The sequence below is a fragment of the Chitinophaga sp. RAB17 genome, from assembly GCF_052114225.1.
GTDB lineage: Bacteria > Bacteroidota > Bacteroidia > Chitinophagales > Chitinophagaceae > Chitinophaga.
The window spans coordinates 215,296-235,103 of the sequence record NZ_JBFREI010000004.1; the positions used below are offsets into that span (position 1 = coordinate 215,296).

General features: G+C 44.9%; 23 protein-coding genes. 13 read left to right on the plus strand and 10 right to left on the minus strand.

Annotated features, from left to right (window positions below):
• The first annotated feature begins 148 nt into the window (after positions 1-148).
• The gene (locus AB4Z08_RS16195; RefSeq protein WP_441574800.1) at positions 149-2,938 is read left to right on the plus strand and encodes a family 78 glycoside hydrolase catalytic domain; all 2,790 of its coding nucleotides are present in this window, start codon (positions 149-151) and stop codon (positions 2,936-2,938) included.
• A 19-nt stretch (positions 2,939-2,957) separates the two neighbouring features.
• A complete protein-coding gene (locus AB4Z08_RS16200; RefSeq protein WP_441574801.1) occupies positions 2,958-3,347 on the plus strand; it encodes a hypothetical protein in 390 nt (129 codons plus the stop codon).
• A gap of 9 nt (positions 3,348-3,356) precedes the next feature.
• Here AB4Z08_RS16200 and AB4Z08_RS16205 read toward each other — a convergent pair whose 3' ends face one another.
• Together AB4Z08_RS16205 and AB4Z08_RS16210 are read right to left on the minus strand one after the other, a co-directional pair.
• The gene (locus AB4Z08_RS16205) at positions 3,357-4,643 is read right to left on the minus strand and encodes a Na+/H+ antiporter (protein WP_441574802.1); all 1,287 of its coding nucleotides are present in this window, start codon (positions 4,641-4,643) and stop codon (positions 3,357-3,359) included.
• Positions 4,644-4,791: 148 nt separating this feature from the next.
• Entirely contained in the window at positions 4,792-5,115 is a 324-nt protein-coding gene (locus tag AB4Z08_RS16210) for a hypothetical protein (protein WP_441574803.1), read from the minus strand.
• A 185-nt stretch (positions 5,116-5,300) separates the two neighbouring features.
• Between AB4Z08_RS16210 and AB4Z08_RS16215 the strand changes: the two genes are divergently transcribed.
• Together AB4Z08_RS16215 and AB4Z08_RS16220 are read left to right on the plus strand one after the other, a co-directional pair.
• Positions 5,301-5,570, plus strand: a complete 270-nt coding sequence (locus AB4Z08_RS16215; RefSeq protein ID WP_441574804.1) for a sigma factor — start codon at positions 5,301-5,303, stop codon at positions 5,568-5,570.
• A gap of 3 nt (positions 5,571-5,573) precedes the next feature.
• Positions 5,574-5,960, plus strand: coding sequence for a sigma-70 family RNA polymerase sigma factor (locus tag AB4Z08_RS16220; RefSeq protein WP_441574805.1), 387 nt, complete (start codon positions 5,574-5,576; stop codon positions 5,958-5,960).
• Positions 5,961-5,962: 2 nt separating this feature from the next.
• Here AB4Z08_RS16220 and AB4Z08_RS16225 read toward each other — a convergent pair whose 3' ends face one another.
• Positions 5,963-6,448, minus strand: coding sequence for a MarR family winged helix-turn-helix transcriptional regulator (locus AB4Z08_RS16225; protein WP_441574806.1), 486 nt, complete (start codon positions 6,446-6,448; stop codon positions 5,963-5,965).
• Between the two features lie 19 nt (positions 6,449-6,467).
• Positions 6,468-8,915, minus strand: a complete 2,448-nt coding sequence (locus AB4Z08_RS16230) for an outer membrane beta-barrel protein (protein ID WP_441574807.1) — start codon at positions 8,913-8,915, stop codon at positions 6,468-6,470.
• 323 nt (positions 8,916-9,238) lie between these two features.
• On the opposite strand from AB4Z08_RS16230, the gene AB4Z08_RS16235 reads away from it, so the two are divergent.
• Both AB4Z08_RS16235 and AB4Z08_RS16240 read left to right on the plus strand, forming a co-directional pair.
• Complete coding sequence (locus AB4Z08_RS16235; RefSeq protein WP_441574808.1) at positions 9,239-9,982, plus strand: hypothetical protein; 744 nt, start codon at positions 9,239-9,241, stop codon at positions 9,980-9,982.
• Positions 9,983-10,373: 391 nt separating this feature from the next.
• Positions 10,374-11,072: a TMEM175 family protein gene (locus AB4Z08_RS16240; protein WP_441574809.1), complete on the plus strand. Its 699-nt coding sequence runs from the start codon at positions 10,374-10,376 to the stop codon at positions 11,070-11,072.
• A gap of 55 nt (positions 11,073-11,127) precedes the next feature.
• Here the strand turns inward: AB4Z08_RS16240 and AB4Z08_RS16245 are convergent, their stop codons facing one another.
• On the minus strand, positions 11,128-11,802 hold the full coding sequence (locus tag AB4Z08_RS16245) for a hypothetical protein (RefSeq protein ID WP_441574810.1): 675 nt from the start codon (positions 11,800-11,802) through the stop codon (positions 11,128-11,130).
• 338 nt (positions 11,803-12,140) lie between these two features.
• Here AB4Z08_RS16245 and AB4Z08_RS16250 point away from each other — a divergent pair, with 338 nt between their 5' ends.
• On the plus strand, positions 12,141-12,395 hold the full coding sequence (locus tag AB4Z08_RS16250; RefSeq protein ID WP_441574811.1) for a hypothetical protein: 255 nt from the start codon (positions 12,141-12,143) through the stop codon (positions 12,393-12,395).
• A gap of 58 nt (positions 12,396-12,453) precedes the next feature.
• Here AB4Z08_RS16250 and AB4Z08_RS16255 read toward each other — a convergent pair whose 3' ends face one another.
• Entirely contained in the window at positions 12,454-13,023 is a 570-nt protein-coding gene (locus tag AB4Z08_RS16255) for a dihydrofolate reductase family protein (RefSeq protein WP_441574812.1), read from the minus strand.
• Between the two features lie 12 nt (positions 13,024-13,035).
• On the minus strand, positions 13,036-13,380 hold the full coding sequence (locus tag AB4Z08_RS16260) for a DUF1801 domain-containing protein (protein WP_441574813.1): 345 nt from the start codon (positions 13,378-13,380) through the stop codon (positions 13,036-13,038).
• 189 nt (positions 13,381-13,569) lie between these two features.
• Here AB4Z08_RS16260 and AB4Z08_RS16265 point away from each other — a divergent pair, with 189 nt between their 5' ends.
• The 6 genes from AB4Z08_RS16265 to AB4Z08_RS16290 all read left to right on the plus strand — a co-directional run bounded on the left by AB4Z08_RS16265 (position 13,570) and on the right by AB4Z08_RS16290 (position 17,847).
• Positions 13,570-13,899, plus strand: coding sequence for a hypothetical protein (locus tag AB4Z08_RS16265; protein ID WP_441574814.1), 330 nt, complete (start codon positions 13,570-13,572; stop codon positions 13,897-13,899).
• A gap of 118 nt (positions 13,900-14,017) precedes the next feature.
• Positions 14,018-14,224, plus strand: coding sequence for a hypothetical protein (locus AB4Z08_RS16270; RefSeq protein ID WP_441574815.1), 207 nt, complete (start codon positions 14,018-14,020; stop codon positions 14,222-14,224).
• Between the two features lie 189 nt (positions 14,225-14,413).
• Entirely contained in the window at positions 14,414-14,620 is a 207-nt protein-coding gene (locus AB4Z08_RS16275) for a hypothetical protein (protein ID WP_441574816.1), read from the plus strand.
• 72 nt (positions 14,621-14,692) lie between these two features.
• Positions 14,693-15,865: a DUF4221 family protein gene (locus tag AB4Z08_RS16280; RefSeq protein ID WP_441574817.1), complete on the plus strand. Its 1,173-nt coding sequence runs from the start codon at positions 14,693-14,695 to the stop codon at positions 15,863-15,865.
• A 4-nt stretch (positions 15,866-15,869) separates the two neighbouring features.
• The gene (locus AB4Z08_RS16285) at positions 15,870-16,301 is read left to right on the plus strand and encodes a hypothetical protein (protein ID WP_441574818.1); all 432 of its coding nucleotides are present in this window, start codon (positions 15,870-15,872) and stop codon (positions 16,299-16,301) included.
• A gap of 217 nt (positions 16,302-16,518) precedes the next feature.
• Positions 16,519-17,847 carry a DUF3472 domain-containing protein gene (locus AB4Z08_RS16290; protein WP_441574819.1) on the plus strand — a complete coding sequence of 443 codons (1,329 nt, stop codon included), beginning with the start codon at positions 16,519-16,521 and terminating at the stop codon, positions 17,845-17,847.
• Positions 17,848-17,937: 90 nt separating this feature from the next.
• Here the strand turns inward: AB4Z08_RS16290 and AB4Z08_RS16295 are convergent, their stop codons facing one another.
• The 3 genes from AB4Z08_RS16295 to leuB all read right to left on the minus strand — a co-directional run bounded on the left by AB4Z08_RS16295 (position 17,938) and on the right by leuB (position 19,806).
• Entirely contained in the window at positions 17,938-18,414 is a 477-nt protein-coding gene (locus tag AB4Z08_RS16295) for a DUF6036 family nucleotidyltransferase (protein ID WP_441574820.1), read from the minus strand.
• Positions 18,415-18,621, minus strand: a complete 207-nt coding sequence (locus AB4Z08_RS16300; RefSeq protein WP_441574821.1) for a hypothetical protein — start codon at positions 18,619-18,621, stop codon at positions 18,415-18,417.
• 111 nt (positions 18,622-18,732) lie between these two features.
• Positions 18,733-19,806, minus strand: a complete 1,074-nt coding sequence (leuB, locus tag AB4Z08_RS16305) for a 3-isopropylmalate dehydrogenase (RefSeq protein WP_441574822.1) — start codon at positions 19,804-19,806, stop codon at positions 18,733-18,735.
• Between the last annotated feature and the right edge of the window lie 2 nt (positions 19,807-19,808).

Below are 19,808 nucleotides of genomic sequence, written 5' to 3' on the forward strand. Positions count from 1 at the left end.
CGTTATTTTGTTGGAATGCTTTATCCGATGGTGCCCGGTTCAGCCATCTATTCATCTTGTCATCCTAATTTAATATTCGTTAGATAAATATTAAAAAGAGTTAAAAACCATTTTGTATTTTGTTTGCTACCTAAAGCTCCGCGTTATTATGACAAGAAGGATTTGTTATACCTGGCTGTTGCTGCTTCTCTGCGCCACCACCGCCTTTGCCACGGATCGCTGTTCCGTACTGCCAAACAACCTGCGCTGCGAATACCTGGTCAATCCTCCGGGCATTGACGAATTACACCCACGCTTAAGCTGGACCCTGCAGGCAACTGATACCAATGCTTTCGCCCAACGGCAAACCGCCTACCGCATACTGGTAGCTGCTACCAAAAAGGAGCTGGACGAAAATAAAGGAACGATATGGTCGTCTGGCTGGGTGAGTTCAGATGAGATGCAGCATATTGAGTATAATGGCAAGCCCTTGCAATCCGATCAGGCATATTACTGGAAGGTAGCGGTGAAAGATGAAAAAGGGCAGGTATCTTCCTGGAGTGCGCCTGCACACTGGACCACGGGCTTATTACAAGCGGCCGACTGGAAAGCAAAATGGATCGGCACCGATGAACTATTTGATCCGCATCAGAAAGACTGTAATATTTCAGATCCCTGGCTAAGGAAAACATTTGAGTTGAAAGTGGCGCCGGAGAAGGCTAATATCTTCATTGCTTCTGTAGGATTTCATGAACTATATGTCAACGGTAAAAAAATCGGCGATGGCGTAATGGCGCCTGCCGTTACCAATCATACAAAAAGAGCACGGTACATAGCCTACGATATTGCCAGTGAACTACACCCCGGGAAAAATGTGATCACCATCTGGCTGGGTACTTCCTGGTCAATATTTGGTCCGTATATCATGCCAGGGAAGCCACAAACGCCGATCGTGATAGCACAGGGCGCTGTGTACGACAAAGCCAGAGAAACGCCTGTATTGCTTCTTAAAACAGATGATTCCTGGCTTACCCATCCAAGCCCCAATAAACTGCTGGGCGTTTGGGATTCCAACCATATGGGCGGAGAACTATGGGATGCCAATAAAGAAGTGAAAGACTGGAACACCACCGCCTGCGATGAAAGCAGCTGGCATAAGGTAACGGTATACAATCCCTCTTTGCTCTTATCTGCACAGATGGTGGAACCTAACAAAGTACTGAACGAAATTAAGCCCGTCTCCGTAACCCATCTCGCCAACGGCAACTACCTGGTAGATATGGGGGTAAACTTTGCCGGCTGGACTTCTGTTCGCGTACACGGACAACCCGGCGATAAAATAGCGTTTTTATATTCAGAACGGGAGCAGGTGAATATGACCTTCGGACTACATAGCGCCTACATTATAGGTAACACAGGCGAGGGCGTTTTCCGGAATCACTTTAATTACAGCTCCGGTAGATGGATCACTATCGTGGGATTGAAAGAGCCACCTGTATTGGAAGATATCCGTGGCTGGCTGGTGCGTACCGCCTATGAGCCTTCTACCACCTTTGCCTGTTCAGATTCTTTGCAGAACTGGATCTACGACCGGGTGCGCTGGACCTACGAAAATTTATCGATCGGTGGTTACATCGTAGATTGTCCCCAGCGCGAAAGACTGGGCTACGGCGGCGATGCACATGCTACCTGCGAAACGGGCATGTTTAACTATCATGTGGGTGCCTTTTATACCAAGTGGATGGAAGACTGGCGCGATGTGCAGGGGACAGAATCCATCGTAGGTAACATGTATGATACGGCCTGGGCGCATAAAGGGCTCATGAGCGGTCGTTATCTCCATAAAGGGATATTGCCGCATACCGCACCTACTTATATGGGTGGTGGCGGCCCTTCCTGGGGAGGCATTGTGGTAACGCTACCCTGGTTTATATATCAGCAGGAAGGAGATAAAAGGATATTGGAAAAGAACTTCGGGATGATAAAAGAATGGCTGGCTTTCCTGGATACACAAACCAAAGACAACCTGCTGCAAAGATTTGGCGGCCCCTGGGATTTCCTGGGAGACTGGCTGTGGCCAGGTGCTACCGCCGAAGGCATGAACAACAATAAACCACAAACGGTCTGTTTAAATAACAGCTACCGCGTATTTAATTTACGTACTGCCGCAAAAATAGCCAGGGTACTGGGTAAAACAGCCGAAGCCACACAATGGGAACAGCAGGCAGATGTATCCAGTCGTGCTATCAATGCCCGCTTCTACAATGCTGCCGACAACAGCTATTCAGATAGTTCCATGGCCAATATGGCAGCGGCCTTGCTGGCGGAAGTACCTCCTCCTGCGCAACGTGAAGCCGTAATGCACAGACTAGAAAAAGAAATACTCGTGATCCGTAAAGGACATATTCATGTAGGCATCACCGGTGGTGCCCTCTTATTTAAACTGCTGCGGGATGAAGGTCGCGATGACCTGATTTACAGTATGACATCTCAGACAGATTATCCCGGCTGGGGCTATATGAAAGCCAACGATGCCACCACTATCTGGGAAATGTGGGAAAAAAATCTGCCAGGTCATTCCCTGTTGCACAGCTCTTTTCTTTACCCGGGCGCCTGGTATATCAATGGGGTAGCGGGGATACGCCGCGATCCCTCGTCAGACAAAGGCTATCAGCATTTTATTATCAGGCCACCGCTGTTAACATCTTCCCAGATGGATTGGGCACGTGCCTCCTATGAATCGTCTGCCGGGATTATTAAAACGGTATGGCATCGTGATGGAAAAGAATTGACACTGCAGGTAACCATACCACCCAATTGCACGGCAATAGTGGAGCTGCCGGAGCAGGAAGCCAAACACGTGGAGGAAGTAAGCGGGCACCTGAAAAAGAAAGGGGTGCAAAATGGATATGCTTCGTTTGAATTGCCCGCAGGAAGTTATACGATCAGGAGTATTTAATCTCCCTAAAAAATAACCAATGATTATTTTGCTTTTATCTTTTCTGACGCCATTCTATCCCATTTATTCCGATAGCCTCTATTCTCATAGCGAACAGCGTTGTGCAGTTACATATACAGTTACAAACAAATGGGATTTGATATTAAAGGAACAAGGTACTTTTCAACTGAAGTACAGCAGCTGGGATACCCGCTATAAGCGAAAACCAGCCATTGATTTTCTGGGTAGTTGGGAGAAGAGAAATGATACCCTTATACTAACGATACTAACTCCTTTACAGCATGATTGCTATGTTAGCAAGGTAAGATTTGTTCAATCAAAGGGTACGCTTACATCGCTTACGACTACCAATACTTGTTTACCGAACATGCTGGAATCCGTAAAACAGTTTACGGAAGGATTATTTTAAACGCAGTCCTTATGAATGCTGATGTTTTACCTCCGCTTCTTTTTTAACGGCTGGTGTAAGCTTCACTGCTTTTACAATCCAGGGCAGGGACACACCTTGCCCTATCAGGGTAATCAGTACCACTACCACGGAAATAAATATAATCGGATTGCGCTCAGGAAAGGGACGGTTTTCATCCAGCGTTAAAGGCAAGCCAATGGCGATGGCCAGGGAAACGATGCCCCGCATTCCGGACCAGCTGATGATTAAGCTGTTTTTAAAATCCAGCAGGGCATTTTCTGTGATACGTCCTTTACCTTTTTTAAAGGCCTGCTGTAAGTTGAGTTGTTGTGAAAACACCCTGGCCATGCGCAGGACCAGCGCTATCAGGGTAATGATAAATCCATATCCTATATAGGGGAATATCATGTCGGAAGGAATACTTTTAATGATATAAGGAAACTGTAATCCTATCAGGATAAAGATAAGTCCGTTCAGCAGGAATATGATAATATCCCATATGGATCTGGATTGCTGCTTTAATTTCTCCGGAAAAACTTTATTGCTTACCCTGGCAATCATTATCCCCAGGACCACTACCGCAATCACTCCTGATACATGTATTTCTTCTGCCATCAGGTAAGTAACAAAGGGCATCAGCAGCATAAAGCTGATGGTGACAAGGTCGTTTTTATGTACCATCTTAAGGGTTACCGCCAGCAGTCTGCTGACTACAAGCCCCACCAATACACCTCCTGCCATCAGGACAATAAATTCCAGGGAAGCTTTCCAGAACACAAAGGCCGTCCCCATGGCCGCTGCAATAGCAAAGTGATAGGTTACCAGTGCAGAAGCATCATTGATGAGGCTTTCTCCTTCCAGGATGGTAATGGTTTTATGTGACAGCCCCAGACCTTTGGTGATGCTCATGGCAGCCACCGCATCTGTAGCCGATAAGATAGCACCCAGAACAAAAGACAGCGGCCAGCTCATACCAGGTATCAGGTAATGCGCCGCTACGGCAATAGCCGCTGCGGTAATAAAAACAAGCCCGATGGCCAGCGTGCCGATCGTATTAAAATTGGTTTTGAATTCCTGTGGTGAGATGTTAAATGCAGCATCGTATAACAGGGGAGGGAGGAACAGCAGGAACACTACTTCCGGATTCAGCGTGATGTCAGGTAGTGCAGGAATAAAGCCAATGCCAATACCAGCGGTAATCAGTAGTACCGGGTAAGGTAGTCTTATCTTGTCTGCCACAGCCGACAGCACAATCATGATAGCCAGAATAAAGATGACGATGCTGTAGTTCTCCATGCCTTACATTTGGTTACAAATGTATATATTTAGGCATTACTATAGCAGTAAAATAAAACGTGAAGACACAACAGGCGCGATCATGCAGAAGAGGTTTATGGCAAAAGGTAATAAAGGTATTTGCAGAAATGTAAAAGAAAACGTCCTCTTACGAAGCCTTACTCACCTTTTGCTCCCGCCATTTGATAAACATCATATGGTAAGCAAACTCCCAATACAAATGATCCTCTAACATTTCCATCAGCAGCAGTTTGCGTTTGGCGCTGTCCTGCCCGGTGCGTTTCATATGGTCGTATTTGGCCAGTTGATCATGCAGGGAGGTTTCCATCAGCTTCAATAGGTCAGGAAAGGCATCGATACCGGTGCCCGTAATCAGTTTTCCCTTGGGCGTTTGTTTTAGTTCCTGCATGCGTTCATGGGTCAGTTCAGGCATTTTGATCCCTTGCAGGTTGAAAATCTTACTTCTGGTCATTGGCAAGCACAGGTTTTAACGGTTAATAATAGTACTGATTATGGGTTAAAAGGTACTATGCGGCATCAATTTTTATTTTCGCCGGCAAGGCCCTTCCTCTATTAGAGCACAAAAAGTGGGAAGGGTTACAAAAATGTCAGCTTTTTTTGTAACTTTTCTGGTAATTGATCATCCAATAATAAATCATGAGCCCACTTTCGCTAGCAGCAGCAGATATTGACAACGAGATTATCAATAAGATACTGGCAGGAGACAAAAGACAATTCGAGCAGCTGATGCGCCGGCACAATACAAGTCTTTTCAGGTTGGGGATGTCTATCCTGAATAACGATGCAGACGTAGAAGATGTGATGCAGACGACTTATATCAATGCCTACCAGCACCTGGCCAGTTTCAGACAAGAGTCTGCTTTCGGCACCTGGCTGAAAAGAATATTGATTAACGAGTGCAGTTAGCAGTTGAAGAAAAGAAAGAAAGTGGTAAGTGAAGATATGTCTGTATTAGATGATCATCATTCGGTCAGCATGGCCGAAATAAAAGAATCTCCGGTGACAAAAGTAATCAACAAGGAATTAGGTACCGCGTTAGAACACGCGCTGTTGCAGGTTCCAGAGAAATACCGCCTGGTATTTGTGATGCGCGAAATCGAGCAGCTGAGTACCACTGAAACCAGCCAGGTGCTGAATATTTCCGCGGTCAATGTCAAAGTACGGCTGCTGAGGGCCAAGCTGATATTGCGTGGTAAAATATCCGACTACTACAAAAACGACCTGGTGTTCCCTTTCCATCTCATCAGGTGCGACCGGATAGTGAACAACGTGATGACTCACCTGGGCATCGTATAGCCTCAGGCATTTTCTACCAGGTTAATTTTTATACGCTTATACATACTGCGTTCGTCTAAAGATTTTTCCAGTTCGGTCAGTACCTGTAACAGGTCTGCGCTGGCGGTTGCCAGCCACTTCCTGTTTTCTTCCTTGATGACGTTTAAAATAGGCCCTATCTTTTTATGCATTTGTTTTCCTGCCGGCGTCAGTGAAATCAATCTTCTCCGGGCATCTTTACTATCGGTGGTGGTTTTAATAAGGCCGTTTTCCAGCATCTGATCGGCAAACTGTACCACCGCAGGGTGGCTTAATTGCAAGGCCGCCGATATTTCCGTTACTGCCATTACTTTCTGCCGGCTCAGGAGCTCCAGTATCAGGTACCATTTCGCTTCAAAATCCAGATCAGACTCTTTATATATCAGGCTTACATCCTGAGAGAGGCGCTCGCTCAGCCGTTTTAAACGGGTAGCGAGCGCCAGTTCTTCCAGTTCATTAACTAAGTTCATGGGGTGAATTTATAAATTTTTATCCGGCCCTTCGCTTTTCTTCATCTGCACCGCCGGTTTTCCTCCTGGCATTACCGGAAGTAGTGCCGCCAAATTTATAATTGAACGTAATGGTAGCCACCCTGGTATCTCTTTTCTGTTTAAACGTTTCTCCGTAACCGGTAAGCCTGGTAACAGCATTGGTTTGGTTGGTGAAAAAGATATCATTGACATTTATTTTGAGAGATGCTTTCCGGTTCCACAGCTGCCGCTGGGCGCCGGCATTGATGAACCAGAAGCTGCCCACATCGAGGAAGCCGTAGTAGGTCCTGCTTTCGTAGTTGCCGGTAATTTCCAGTGTAGTAACACTGTTAACGGTAATCGTATTCACGGAATTGAAATTGAAAGCTACGCGGCTTACATCCAGGTTGGTATTTGCCAGGTTGCCACTGTAGCGGCCATAGTAGACTAATGCCGTATTCGTGCTGCTAAACCACTTGCCGATCGTTACCGGGAAGCCAAAACTGAAATTGTAGTAGTCATATTTAGCGAGGTTCTTATCGGTTTGCAACACGGTGCCGGGTTGCACATCCGGCGCCAAAATGGTAAGCATATTATCTTTTGTCCGGCTGTAGCCTATTTTGGTAATGTATTGTTCCTTGAAAGTATGCGTCAGCTCAAATGAATTCGTGATTTCCGGCAACAGGAAAGGGTTGCCGGTGGCAGATGTGAGCGGGTCCAGGAATACGCGGAACGGGTTTAACTGCCGGTAGGAGGGGCGTTCTATCCGGCGGCTCATAGACAGCCCCAGGTCATGTTTTTCATTGAATTCGTAGCCCACATAGCCGCTGGGAAAAAGCTGCGTATAATTCCGGTTGAATGTTTCCGAGTTGATGACCTGTTTGCCGTTGGCATTGGTATTTTCCACTCTCAGGCCCAGCTGCAGACTTAGATGCTTCCATTTTTTTGAAGCATTTACGTAGGCCGCGTTGATATTCTCTTTATAAATAAACTGATTACTCTTCCCGCTATCCAGCTTATTGCCGCCATTACTTCTGTCGAAGAATTTCACATCATTATCTGATTGTACCCAACTGCTTTTTATGCCTGCATCCAGTTTAACGTCAATGTTTTTCAGTGGCTGCGTATAATCTACTTTGAAAGACCGGATACTCAGGTTGCCGTTTAAATCACCAAAAAGCGAATAGGCGGGCCTGTTTTCTATATCATTTACATCTAAGTAGTGCGTATTATAACGTTGTGTTTCATCGGAGCTGAAGCGGGCATAATCCAGATCCGCGGTGATCTCTCTGCCGCTGGTATCCAGTGTATGCTTGTAGTTCAGGTTAATACTCCCGTTATTCCTGTTAGGAAGATTATTACCCAGGGTAGTAAATGAGCCGGTAGGCTGCTGCTGTGCATCCATCGTATGTGCCACACTGTTAGTTCCTATCTTGTTGGCAACGAATATGCCGTTGGCGGCAAATCCAACAATAATATTTTTTCCAATGTTGTAGTCGGCGCCTAAACGGGCATTATGAACATTACTCTGGTATTTGAAGAAGTTGTTGTAATTAATACCACCGGTAAATTTGTCTTTGTCATCGTAGAACTGCCGGTATATGGTCAGGTCATTCACTTCCTGCCGCCAGCTGTAATTATAAGATCCAAATACATTGAGGTTTTTATGTTTACTGTTGAAGTTAAAAGAAGGATTTAATTTAGGATACATCCCTTGTCCATAGCTGAGCGACACATTCCCATTCGTACCGGACTTTTTACCTTTTTTAAGGCGTATGTCGATGATGCCGGCATTGCCCGCCGCATCGTATTTGGCGGAGGGGTTGGTAATCAAATCGATGGTCTCTATCTGGTTAGCGGACATATTCCTCAGCATATTGGCCAGGTCCTGTCCTGACATGGGCACCTGTTTGCCGTCAATCATTACCAGCACGCCCTGGCGCCCCCGCATGGCAATATTATCATTCTGATCAATGGTAATACCCGGGGCTTTTTCCAGTACTTCCAGGGCGGTACTACCCGCGGAGGAAATGGAGCCGGAAACATTCAGTATTGTTTTGTCGTATTGCTGTTGCACAAAGGGCTTGCTGGCTACGATCGTCGCTTCTTTCAAACGGGTGCTGCCAGCCTGTAAGGCGATGGTGCCCAGCGCTGTGTTTTTATCATGCAAAAAAGGGGCTGACTGGTAGGGGGTAAAATACATACTTTGCGTTAACAGCAGGTAAGTGCCGGTAGGTATGTGTTCGAAGTTGAATTTACCAAGACTGTCAGCATACTCTATCTTCACCAGCTTTTTATCTCCGGCATGCAGCAACTGGATTACTACCTCTTTAACCGGGGCATTTTCTGCAGAGGCGAGCTGACCACTAATATTGAAAATCGGCGTTTTTGCCTGTGAGTAGCTTTTATTTATGTAAGTTATTACGGAAATTATAAGGGCAAATAGCCAGGTGCATTCCTTTTTCATTATGGGATAATTTAATACTTAAATGTAGCTAGTTTCATGGCTTTATGGAATGTATTTACACCTGCGGTAAATGTAAGGACTTACGAAGTATTTTTTAAATAGGAGCGGTAGGAGGGAACTAACTCCGCATTAAATGCCAGGGCATGCCAATTTCAATATGCTCTAAAGGCCAATACACTCGCATTTGTCATTCTCAAATCCTTGCTACACCATCTTTGAATATTATATAATAACGATTATACTCCCTTTAGCCAATCTTCCATCTGTCCCGAAAACACGTTCCCCGAATTATGTTATATTTATAGTAATCAAAATAATCTCCCATGGCAAAACAAATGTCTATTATTCCGTTTACGGGAAAACTCGGTTCTCTGATTGGGTATAAGCGCAATGGCCAATACTTCCTGCGCAGCATGCCGGAAAGTGTGCAGCAAACGGCTGCTACCCGCCGCGCATCCAGGCGTTTCGGCATCGCCAGCAGGAAAGGTGCTTTTATCCGTCATGCTTTCTACGGCCACCTGGATATCCATTGTGATGGCGCCCACATCAATCGGCTCAACAGGCTGCTCATTGCTGCCGGCGATCATCATGCCGCCGTCACAGGTTTCCGTTTCAATCAGCATACCGGAGTAGATCGTTTTTTTACAGTGGCTCCCCGGTTTCTCCCCAGCGGGATATTAAATATTCCCGCACAAACCATCGCCGGGTATAAAGGCATTGCTGCGCTGGAAGTAAAAGTGATCGCCACGCGTATTGATTTTACATCACGCCAGGTGACGGGTAGCGAAACGGTAACGCTCATGATAGCCCCCGATACCACTTTCCAGGAAACAAATGTTTCGCTGGATGTACCCGGGCAGGGTTCACTGGTAGTGGTTTTCCAGGTAAGAGCGATGTACAAGGATGGCCCATCGCGCAGCAGACAATATATGGCGGCTGATATTATTGCGGTGGCAGCGCCACAAGCACCCAAATATGCTCGTAAACGTACCTACCCAAAGCGGACAAGATTGCTACCCAATCTTACCTATACGCACTCATATCCAGCCGTTATTCAACTGGAATAAAGCGCTCTTGCCCTCTGGAGATATTTTGATGAATAATCCCTTTATACCTGCTTCCTTTCAATAGTATATATCTTCCCTCAACTACAGCGTGATACTGAAGCAGCCCTACTATGGCTACTTCTGACCTCCATCCGTCTTCTGATACCATTTCATCGGGGTTATATATCCGGAACTCATCCCCGCATCAAGTCCACCTCTCCTGCAGTGCTTCTATAGGTACTTAGCGGGTGCTAAGCATAGGCTAGACGGAACCTACATAATGACAATACGTTTTTGCAGGTAATCATAAGTCCAACAAATATGTGAATGAAGAATAATAAATGAATTGTACTTTTGGGCGAAATAAATAATCAATCAACCAATACAAAACAACCTTAACTGTAGCCACCGTATGTCTCATTCCAAAACAGCCTTTCAGCTTGAACGCCTGATTCTTTTCAGTGACGCCGTATTTGCCATTGCCATCACGCTGTTAATTATTGAAATAAAGATCCCTCATTTACTGCCGGAGTATACCACGGCGCAGGTCATTGATACCTACCTGGAACTAGCGCCTAAGTTCCTTGGTTTTTTTGTCAGCTTTTTCTTTATTGGATTGTATTGGACGGTGCACCATCAGCTGATGGGCTACCTGGTAAACTACAATCCGGGGCTGTTATGGCTTAACTTACTCTTTTTGGTTTCCATCGTATTGTTTCCATTCAGTACGGCGCTGGACAGCGAGTATGCAGGCTCTAATTTCATTAGCCCGTTTCTGATATACACACTGAACATAGCTTTTTCAGGAAGTATGATTGTGGTATTATGGAGATATATCAGCAATCCGAAGTATCAGCTGAGTGAAGGGCTGGACAACCGCTTGTTTGTGCAGTATCAGCAAAAGAGAGCGCTAACAGTTCCTGCTGTTTTCATGGGCGTGTTCCTGCTGGGATTATTGTTGCCCTTTCATAGCATGAGCCGTACGCTCTTAATCGCTATTCCATTTATCATGCGGTTTTTGAAACGGGGTTACGACCGGAAGATGAAGGCTTTGGAATTGAAAGCAGCGGCCGTGCCGGTAGAGGAGGAAGTAATTGCCAGGGAAGAATAGTGACAGATGACACTGGGGAATGGAGCAGGGGCATACCCGCTCCATTCCCGGTTTTCTACCTGCCTTTAAACGGATCTATACCATTTTTCTTCCAGTCCATCAGGATGTAATAGACAGCCCATCCTACTTTGTAGGTCACATCTTCGCCAATAAATTTCTCATCGGGCTTATTGTTTTTTTCATTCAGTCTCTTTTTAGGATTGCAGAGCCAGCCGCCCATGCAATACAGGTGGCAAAAGCCTACCTGGTGCATGTATTCATGACATAGGTTGGCCGTCAGTGCATAGGCGAAAGAATGGAACTCTGGCATGTTTTCCTGGATAGGACCGTACCAGGCGGTCGTGAAATAAGCGCCTGGACTTGTTAACCCGAGCGGACCATCTTTCTCTTTTAACTCAAATCCCATTTTCACATCGCGCTCTTTAAATAATGTATCCAGCACGGTTTTTCCTGATATCCGTCCCTCAGTGGCAGCGGGTATTTTGGCGCATCCTTTACAGTAGCTTTTACAGTTAAACGTCATATTGCCAATTTCTTTCTGGAATTCAGCAGAGTTGAATACGGCGGCAGCCATTTTGAATGCACTATCCACCTGTTTCCGGATAATGGGATCAGTGGTAAAGTAACTGGCCTTGCTGGCATCTAATGTGATGGAGATGGTCCGGTTGTCCTGTGCCTTTATACTTTGGAATGCGAGCAATAGGAACGAGAAGAAGAAAAGTCGTTTCATTTCTAGAATTAAGGAGACTAATGTAAAGTATTTTTTGAAAACCAGCATTAGATCTAACATTTGGGGAGCTATCATGGTAAGACTACAATATTGCTCAAAATACATACATGATGCCTCCTTATGTCAGCTTTGTTATAGGAGAATGCAGCGTTGAATTTTCTAATGCCAACTTTATGATTTTTCCATTGCTGGTAATAGAATGGCGGCAGACAACAGATCCATTTTTACTATTTATGAAAGTGTTGAAAAACTGATCGAGGCGGTATACCTGATCAATGCATAAAGCTTCCATCGCGTTGCCCTCCATACATCCAAACAATCACTTAAAACTATTTATGATGAGTAACGCGCAAAATGTATTATTGAACCTGCACACATTATTGTCCCGCTTACCGGTTTCTTTCAGGGAAAAGGTGTGTGAAGAATGTAACTGGAGTGTCCCTACATTCTATAGAAAAGTAAGATTGAAGGACATCAAAGAGAAAGACGGCAAAGTTATTTACGCGCTTAGCAGCGCAGAGCGGGCCATGATATTAAAAGTATTGCAGGAAGTTGTGGTAGCAATGGAGAAAGATTTACAATCCTACAAATAACAACCCCGAATAACGGCGTAGCACATACGCCGTTATTCGGGGTTTACCCAATTCAATATCATTTTACAGTTTCATAGTGCAAACACACTACTCCGCTGGCAAATGCAGTGGTCTTCAGAAGCTTCAATGATACCGGGGTCTTAATATTTTTAAATAAAGGAATACCCTCTCCCAGTAATATTGGGTTCACAAATAGCCAGAATTCATCCACCAGGTTATCCGCCATCAGCGTTTGTGTGGCGCTGGGACTGCCAAATATAATGATTTCCTTCCCTGCTTTATTTTTAAGTTCACTCACCTGTTTGTTGATGTCATGGCCGATGATCGTGGTTTTATCCTTTTTTTGTCCCTCCAGGGTTTTGGATATAACCAGCTTTTCTACCTGGTTATACCAGGTGCCGTGCTCAATGTCATGTTTGCTGGCATTTGGTTTTTCTGCTGCCGTGGGCCAGTAAGCATCCATCATATCATAGGTGACGCGGCCGTACAGGGCCGTATCGGCCGCGTTGGTACGGTCAGCAGCATAGTCAAACAGGTCGGTATCTACCTTAATCCAGTTCATTTCTCCATTGGGACCGGCAACAAAGCCGTCCAGGGAAACATGCATAAACGAAACAATCTTTCTCATGTAATATATTATTTAGAGTGATTTACTGCTTTGTTTTAAGAAATCGCCGAGCTGTTTGTAGTCTACTGCCTGGCCATCTTTAATGGTAGCAGTTTTCCGGTCAGGGGCCGTGGTGGATTGAAAGTAACCTTTTATTTCTGCCAGTTCGGTGGCATTAAACAACATAAACGATAATTTGTCTTTTGCGGCCGAAATAACGGCGGCATACTGCCCGTTCTTCAGATAGTGCGGTTTGCCATATTGAAGCCGCTCTTCGGCGTCAGGAATCGTTTTAAGGACCATTTTACGAAGGGTGGTGGCAGCTTCTTTTTGCCAGGGCTGTAACTTTTCAATATACTGAGTAACTTCCGGGTTCATACACGTTGTTTTTAGATGACACAACAAACTTACAGCGGAAAAGTAAATTGGAACAGGTGTAATTAAGACAATTAGCGGGGCAATTACGTCAAAGCCGATAAGGGACCCAAAAGTACCTTTTCATTCAAATATAGTTATCTTCACCCATGAAGCGGATCACGTTTCCTTTAATAAGATTCAACACCGGACATGCTTTCAGATACTACCCGCCAGACAAAAATCTTTCCCGCCTTACGATTACTGCTTTTTATCCTGGCTGTCCCCGTAGCCTTTGTGGCCATGAACTTTTACAACGGCACTGCCGTAGAAGGAGCAATTTATGTACATGCGCATCCGCAGACCTATCTTTTAAGCCGTATCATCCCGTTTGCCCTCTATATGCTGTTTTTTTCATTACTGCTTTTTGCCATTGGGAAGATGTGTAAAAGGAAAGTTCCTTCTGCTACTTATGCATGGTTAGTATTCCCTGCGCTACTGGCTTTCTTTTTCATCCTGGTGAATATGGGCTACCAGGCTTAATATTTCCACTGCAGCCTGATGGCAGCCAACATACTTAAATTAATGTACTGTCTGACCGTTAACCCGGTTACCTGTTAATTCGGCATGTACTGCTTTCCATCAACTCAAAACATATAATATGAAAAAGACCCTTATTCTTTGCTGTGTAGCTATTTCAACCGCTATGCTGTTTTTATCCGGTACTACTTTCGGAAAACCCTGTCAGGACGATCACCGCGGTAAGCGTGGCAAATGCAGAACGACCGTGATTGATGGCGTTTATTATTTTGATTGTGTAACACCAGTAGATCCCTTAGACACCGACTGCTCCGTGTATTTACATTAACGGCTGATTTATCAGCAGGTAAGTAGCCAGTTTATCTATCTGCTGATATTCACCTATTGGAATCATTATCGTTTTTGTTATGGTAGGATGCAGCGTGCACATGTGGCAATGAAAACGGTAAAACCGGCAATACACCTGACCATCCTGTTGCTCAACGTCTGTGCTTTTCTCACACTTAAACTATATAATATGAAAAAGACCCTTGTTTTTTGTTGCGTGGCTATTTCAGCTGCTATGCTGTTCTTATCCGGCGCCACTTCCGGAAAACCATGCCCGGACGATCACCACGGACTGCGTGGCAAATGCAGAATTACCGTTGTAAATGGTGTATACCACTATGATTGTGTAACACCTGTAGATCCATTAACAACAGACTGTACTTACTACGTACAGTAACAGCTCATTCATCAGCAGGTAAATAGCTTGTTTATTTACCTGCTGATATCTACTATCCTGTTAAAAAATGCTATGCGATCATCATTGTTCCTGTTACTTTGCTGGGTAACCATCAGCGCCTGTAATAATGAAAATATCAACACCTGGTCAAACTGTAGTAAGGCAAGTGAGAAAGTGATGCCACTACGTTTATCCTTTAATGATACCCTGAACCTGTTCCTGGATAGCATGATGGTGATGGGCATATCTACCCCCATCGATTATCATGAACAGGGACATACCCTGTATTCATTGGATACCTATAACAAGCGCCTGTTGAAATATACAATAGATACACCGGGGCAGGTAGTTAACCCGGAGATCCTTTGCCAGGTGAACCTGAAAGAGAAAGTCACGTACTTTAATTATATTTCTCCGGATAGCCTTCTCCTGTATGCTTATGGATCAGCCAAATTATCTTTTTATAATATTCCTAAAGCAGCAGTGTATAAAGAGCTCACGTTTCTGAATAAAATAGCCGGAATGCCACAAGGCATAGAAGCGGCACCGCCTTATGCCAGTCCTTCTTCACCTGTCTTTTTTAAAGCAGATAAAATTATTGGCGCGGGATTCCTGCTGGGAGAAAAAGAAAAGGATAACTTTAATGGACGTACGATTTTTGCTGCCATTGACAGGACCACCGGCACACCGTCCTACCATGTTCCTTATTCTGAGGTATACCGGGAGCACAATTGGGGTGGATCCCACCTGCGCACGCCGTACACTACCTACAACGCACATACGAAAGAAATGGTGTTGAGTCTTCCTGCTGATCATCATCTCTATGTCATCGACAGCAACTGGAGCATAAAGACTGTAGTCGCCGGTTCTGCTGACAGCATCTGCATTACCTCCATGGGCCTTGCAAAAGGTAATGAGAAAGTACTGGATGCGGAGGTGGCGTTACAATACTACCTGGGTACACCATCGTACCGGAATATTATCTACGACCCCTACCAGGATCGCTACTACCGCCTGCTGGAAAAGCCTCTGGTACCCGACAAAACAGGCGCAATGCCGTTACCCGGAAAGCAAGGTTACCTGATTGCTTTTGACCATGATTTTAAATACCTGGGAGAAGGACAACTACCGGATGGGCTGGCATTGGATAATTTTTTTGTTACCCGTGCCGGTGTATATTTTCTTAATCTTCGTAATAAAGATCAAAACATCGCTCAATATGTTCAATGCAAAGCTAACATGTAAGGGAATGGTATTTTTGCTGCTCATGCTTTTCGCCAACAGCTGTAAAGAGCAGTACGGGCAGCTGACCAGCGTCATTAAAAAGATAGATACCAAAACCCTGCCAGCAGGGAGTTACGTTATTATTCCCAACCAGGGATGCGAAGGCTGTATTAGTACGGCGGAAGACTTTGTAAAGAAGCATTATGCCACCAATGAAAACATCCGGTATATTTTTACACGTATACAATCCTCGAAACTATTAAAAGTAAAGTTAGGCAGTGAAGTGATGGGCAGCTCCCATGTGCTGCTGGATACGGCTAATGTGATCGTGTATCCTGATAAAGCAAAAGCCATCTATCCCATGATTATAACGATGTCAGACGGCCATATTACCGGTATTACCTATCAAAGCCCTGACTCCGATGGATTTGCGGAACTACTAAAGGCATCACACTAGGATTTTTAAAATAAAATACTTATCTTGATTATATCAATGTGAACATGAGCAAACAACCAGATGCTGAACAAGGCATATAAATAATGCCGTAATTCCGTGAACATGAAAAAGCAACCCGCTGTCTTTATGAGCCATCTCAGGTGGCGTTTTCACTTGCATGAAAAACCTTGTCTATAAGCACTTTTTGTCTATCCAAAACCAATTAAAAACATTGACAATGAAAATGAATTCCCGTATGTGGTATGCATTTGCCATATCCACGTTTTTATTTTTTTCCTGTAGCAAAAACCTGAAAGAGACAATACCTGCCGCCAATGCAGCAGGACTTGTTACTCCGCTTTCTGTACCTGCCGCATCCAGTTATGATGTGCCCCTGGCCGGAAACGCATTTGTAACCACCGCGGCAACGGGTGGGGCAGAAGTAATCACCAGCAATGGTTTGGGTAACTGGACCAGCGCCAGCGCCATCACCAGCACCTATTTCCGGCTGGCCCTCACCGGTACGCTGAATGTATCCATTAAAATGAAAGTGCCTTCGGGTACGAGTAACATCAAAGTAACCGTAAATGGTACTGCCTTTACCAAAACAGTTACCGGCAACGCCTATACGACCTACAGCATCGGATCGGTTAACATCACCGCAGCCGGCTATGTAAAAGTAGATGTGCAGGGCGTTACCAAAACCGGTAGCTATTTCGGCGATGTTTCCCATGTTGTTATCAGCGGCGCTGCTACGGCCAATAATGTGGTATATGCCAACGATCCCGCCAACTACTATTGGTCCAGACGCGGCCCCTCCGTGCACATGAATTATACCATCCCTTCCGGTACTACGGCAGAATGGTTTTACAACGAATTAACGGTGCCCACCGGAGAAGATAAAATAGGTTCCTATTTTATGAGTAATGGTTTCTCCGGCGGCTATTGCGGCATCCAGGTAAACAGTGCCACCGAAAGAAGGGTATTGTTTTCTGTATGGGACCCTTCCGTAGGTAAGACCACGTTAGTAAGAAAAGGCCCCAATGTAGTAGATAATTCATTCGGCGGCGAAGGTACCGGTGGACAAAGCTACCTGCTCTTCAACTGGCAGGCAGGAACCACCTATAAATTCCTCACACATATCGTTCCGGATGGCACAGGCGGCACAGATTACTCTTCCTGGATCTATACACCGGAAACAGGCGCCTGGCGCTTCCTGGCTACCTGGAAGCGACCTAATACCGTGAGCTATTATACCGGTGCCCATTCTTTCCTGGAAAACTTTATCGACAACAATGGTTACTACGGAAGAAGAGTGCTGTTTAACAACCAATGGGTACGATCTACTTCCGGTACCTGGACAGAGCTCACCGGCGGTTACTTCACTGCCGATGCCACAGCTACCAATGATCAGCGCAGGGATTATGCGGGTGGCATCGATGCCTCTACCGGCGCTTTCTATCTGAAAAACGGTGGTTTCTTTGCCAACTATGTAAACTATAATACCAGCTTTACGCGGACGGCGAATGGTCTTACACCTACGGTGAACCTGACTACGCTGCCGTAAAAAAAGCGGTGCTTATAGGCAAAAGCAAGAGGGTGTCTCTAAAAAAAAGAGAGGCACCCTCTTGCTATTATGCAAATGCAATTATGTTAACTATACTTCATCGTGTGGCCCTCCTGAAGTTAATTTCTCTATATCGTCTAAGTCTTTATGCCGGCCGGCAGCTTTTTTGGCATCAATCAGATTATTCAGATGCAGAAATCTTATCATCAACCCCTCTTCATTGAAAATCTGTGACTGATGATAAGCATCATCAAATTCAACCCCTTTAAGATTTGTGATAATATCAATGCTTACTGGTGGTCGTCCATATGAAAAGACATCTGCTTTATCCGCATCTAGGAATTTTTGCTCAGTCATATCAAAGACGGGAAGACCGAACTCCAGAAATGCGCGGGTCAATTTCAAATAATTGTCCTTAGTTCTATTCACCCAAATATCCATATCCCCGGTTACTCTCCGATATCCATGAAGTATCACTGCATATCCCCCAACCAGAATGTATTCAACGTTCTGATTATTCATTGCGTGAATAAACTCTCTGAAATCATCATTGAAAATAGTCCCCATTTACGCATTAAGTTTCCTGCTGCTGAAATATTTTCTATCCAATTTGGGTTGATCAGACATCGAAAACCCATATGCTTGAGATATTAGATAATATGCCTGACGTAAGCGTTCTGTATATGGAACGTCTTTGCCAAATACATTTGCTGCATCAGCTTCTTCGAAAGTTCTGATTTTAAATGCTGTTCTATCAAGTTTAAAGTCTGCCATATGCAAGGATATACAGTAAATATACAGATTAGTAGGGATATGGTCAGCTGTAAGAAGAAAAAGGGCCTGTAAGTTTTAAACCTACAGGCCCTTTTTTATATATCCAATTCCTTATAAAAATTTCAATACTTCTGCACCCATGGCTTCTGTACCAAGAATTTTATCTGCAGGTGTTTGTGCATCGGCGATATCCCGTGTACGGAAACCGGCTTTCAACACTTTATCTACTGCGCTGATTACTTCATCAGATTCTGCTTTCATGCCAAAGGAAATATCCAGCAGCAGGGCGGCAGATAAGATAGAGGCCAGCGGGTTGGCTACACCTTTGCCGGTAATGTCGTGCGCAGAGCCATGTATAGGCTCGTATACGCCGGTACCATCGCCGATAGAGGCGGAGGCCAGCATGCCCATAGAACCGGCTATCTGGGAGGCTTCATCGGTCAGGATATCACCAAACAGGTTAGCGGTAACTACCACATCAAAACGGCGTGGGTCTTTTATCAGCAACATAGCAGTGGCATCTACAAACTGATGTTCTACTTCAATATCCGGATATTCAAGGGCTACCTTTTGTACTACTTCTCTCCAGAGACGGGAGGTTTCGATCACGTTAGCTTTATCTACAGAACACAGCTTTTTTCTCCTGGTTCTTGCGGCTTCAAAAGCTTTGCGGGCAATACGTTCCACTTCATAACGACTGTATTCAGCAATGTCGTACGCGGTGTCGCCATTGTTTTTTCTTCCCTTCTCTCCAAAATATATATCACCGGTCAACTCGCGGAAGAACAGGATATCCGCACCTTTTAATATTTCAGGTTTGATGCTGGAAGCACCTAATAATTCGTCAAATAATTTGATAGGACGGAGGTTGGCATACAGTCCCAGTTCCTTGCGCATTTTCAGCAAACCTTGTTCCGGTCTTACTTTAGCGGAAGGATCGTTGTCGTATTTCGGATGACCTACCGCGCCGAATAATACCGCATCTGAGTTCCTCATTTTTTCGAGCGACTCATCCGGTAAAGGATTGCCGGTAGCTTCAATGGCTACATGCCCGATCAGTGCTTCGTCATAGGTAAAGGTATGTCCGAACTTTGCAGCAATTTTATCCAGGACTTTTTTTCCTACTGCGGTTACTTCCTGTCCGATTCCATCACCTGGAACGATTAATATATGTTTGGTTGCCATTC

Excerpts from the sequence above, each read along its gene's own strand:
- AB4Z08_RS16195 (WP_441574800.1), top strand. The coding sequence starts at position 149 with ATGACAAGAAGGATTTGTTATACCTGGCTGTTGCTGCTTCTCTGCGCC.
- AB4Z08_RS16200 (WP_441574801.1), top strand. The coding sequence starts at position 2,958 with ATGATTATTTTGCTTTTATCTTTTCTGACGCCATTCTATCCCATTTAT.
- AB4Z08_RS16205 (WP_441574802.1), bottom strand. The coding sequence starts at position 4,643 with ATGGAGAACTACAGCATCGTCATCTTTATTCTGGCTATCATGATTGTG.
- AB4Z08_RS16210 (WP_441574803.1), bottom strand. The coding sequence starts at position 5,115 with ATGACCAGAAGTAAGATTTTCAACCTGCAAGGGATCAAAATGCCTGAA.
- AB4Z08_RS16215 (WP_441574804.1), top strand. The coding sequence starts at position 5,301 with ATGAGCCCACTTTCGCTAGCAGCAGCAGATATTGACAACGAGATTATC.
- AB4Z08_RS16225 (WP_441574806.1), bottom strand. The coding sequence starts at position 6,448 with ATGAACTTAGTTAATGAACTGGAAGAACTGGCGCTCGCTACCCGTTTA.
- AB4Z08_RS16230 (WP_441574807.1), bottom strand. The coding sequence starts at position 8,915 with ATGAAAAAGGAATGCACCTGGCTATTTGCCCTTATAATTTCCGTAATA.
- AB4Z08_RS16235 (WP_441574808.1), top strand. The coding sequence starts at position 9,239 with ATGGCAAAACAAATGTCTATTATTCCGTTTACGGGAAAACTCGGTTCT.
- AB4Z08_RS16240 (WP_441574809.1), top strand. The coding sequence starts at position 10,374 with ATGTCTCATTCCAAAACAGCCTTTCAGCTTGAACGCCTGATTCTTTTC.
- AB4Z08_RS16245 (WP_441574810.1), bottom strand. The coding sequence starts at position 11,802 with ATGAAACGACTTTTCTTCTTCTCGTTCCTATTGCTCGCATTCCAAAGT.
- AB4Z08_RS16250 (WP_441574811.1), top strand. The coding sequence starts at position 12,141 with ATGAGTAACGCGCAAAATGTATTATTGAACCTGCACACATTATTGTCC.
- AB4Z08_RS16255 (WP_441574812.1), bottom strand. The coding sequence starts at position 13,023 with ATGAGAAAGATTGTTTCGTTTATGCATGTTTCCCTGGACGGCTTTGTT.
- AB4Z08_RS16260 (WP_441574813.1), bottom strand. The coding sequence starts at position 13,380 with ATGAACCCGGAAGTTACTCAGTATATTGAAAAGTTACAGCCCTGGCAA.
- AB4Z08_RS16265 (WP_441574814.1), top strand. The coding sequence starts at position 13,570 with ATGCTTTCAGATACTACCCGCCAGACAAAAATCTTTCCCGCCTTACGA.
- AB4Z08_RS16270 (WP_441574815.1), top strand. The coding sequence starts at position 14,018 with ATGAAAAAGACCCTTATTCTTTGCTGTGTAGCTATTTCAACCGCTATG.
- AB4Z08_RS16275 (WP_441574816.1), top strand. The coding sequence starts at position 14,414 with ATGAAAAAGACCCTTGTTTTTTGTTGCGTGGCTATTTCAGCTGCTATG.
- AB4Z08_RS16280 (WP_441574817.1), top strand. The coding sequence starts at position 14,693 with ATGCGATCATCATTGTTCCTGTTACTTTGCTGGGTAACCATCAGCGCC.
- AB4Z08_RS16285 (WP_441574818.1), top strand. The coding sequence starts at position 15,870 with ATGGTATTTTTGCTGCTCATGCTTTTCGCCAACAGCTGTAAAGAGCAG.
- AB4Z08_RS16290 (WP_441574819.1), top strand. The coding sequence starts at position 16,519 with ATGAAAATGAATTCCCGTATGTGGTATGCATTTGCCATATCCACGTTT.
- AB4Z08_RS16295 (WP_441574820.1), bottom strand. The coding sequence starts at position 18,414 with ATGGGGACTATTTTCAATGATGATTTCAGAGAGTTTATTCACGCAATG.
- AB4Z08_RS16300 (WP_441574821.1), bottom strand. The coding sequence starts at position 18,621 with ATGGCAGACTTTAAACTTGATAGAACAGCATTTAAAATCAGAACTTTC.
- leuB (WP_441574822.1), bottom strand. The coding sequence starts at position 19,806 with ATGGCAACCAAACATATATTAATCGTTCCAGGTGATGGAATCGGACAG.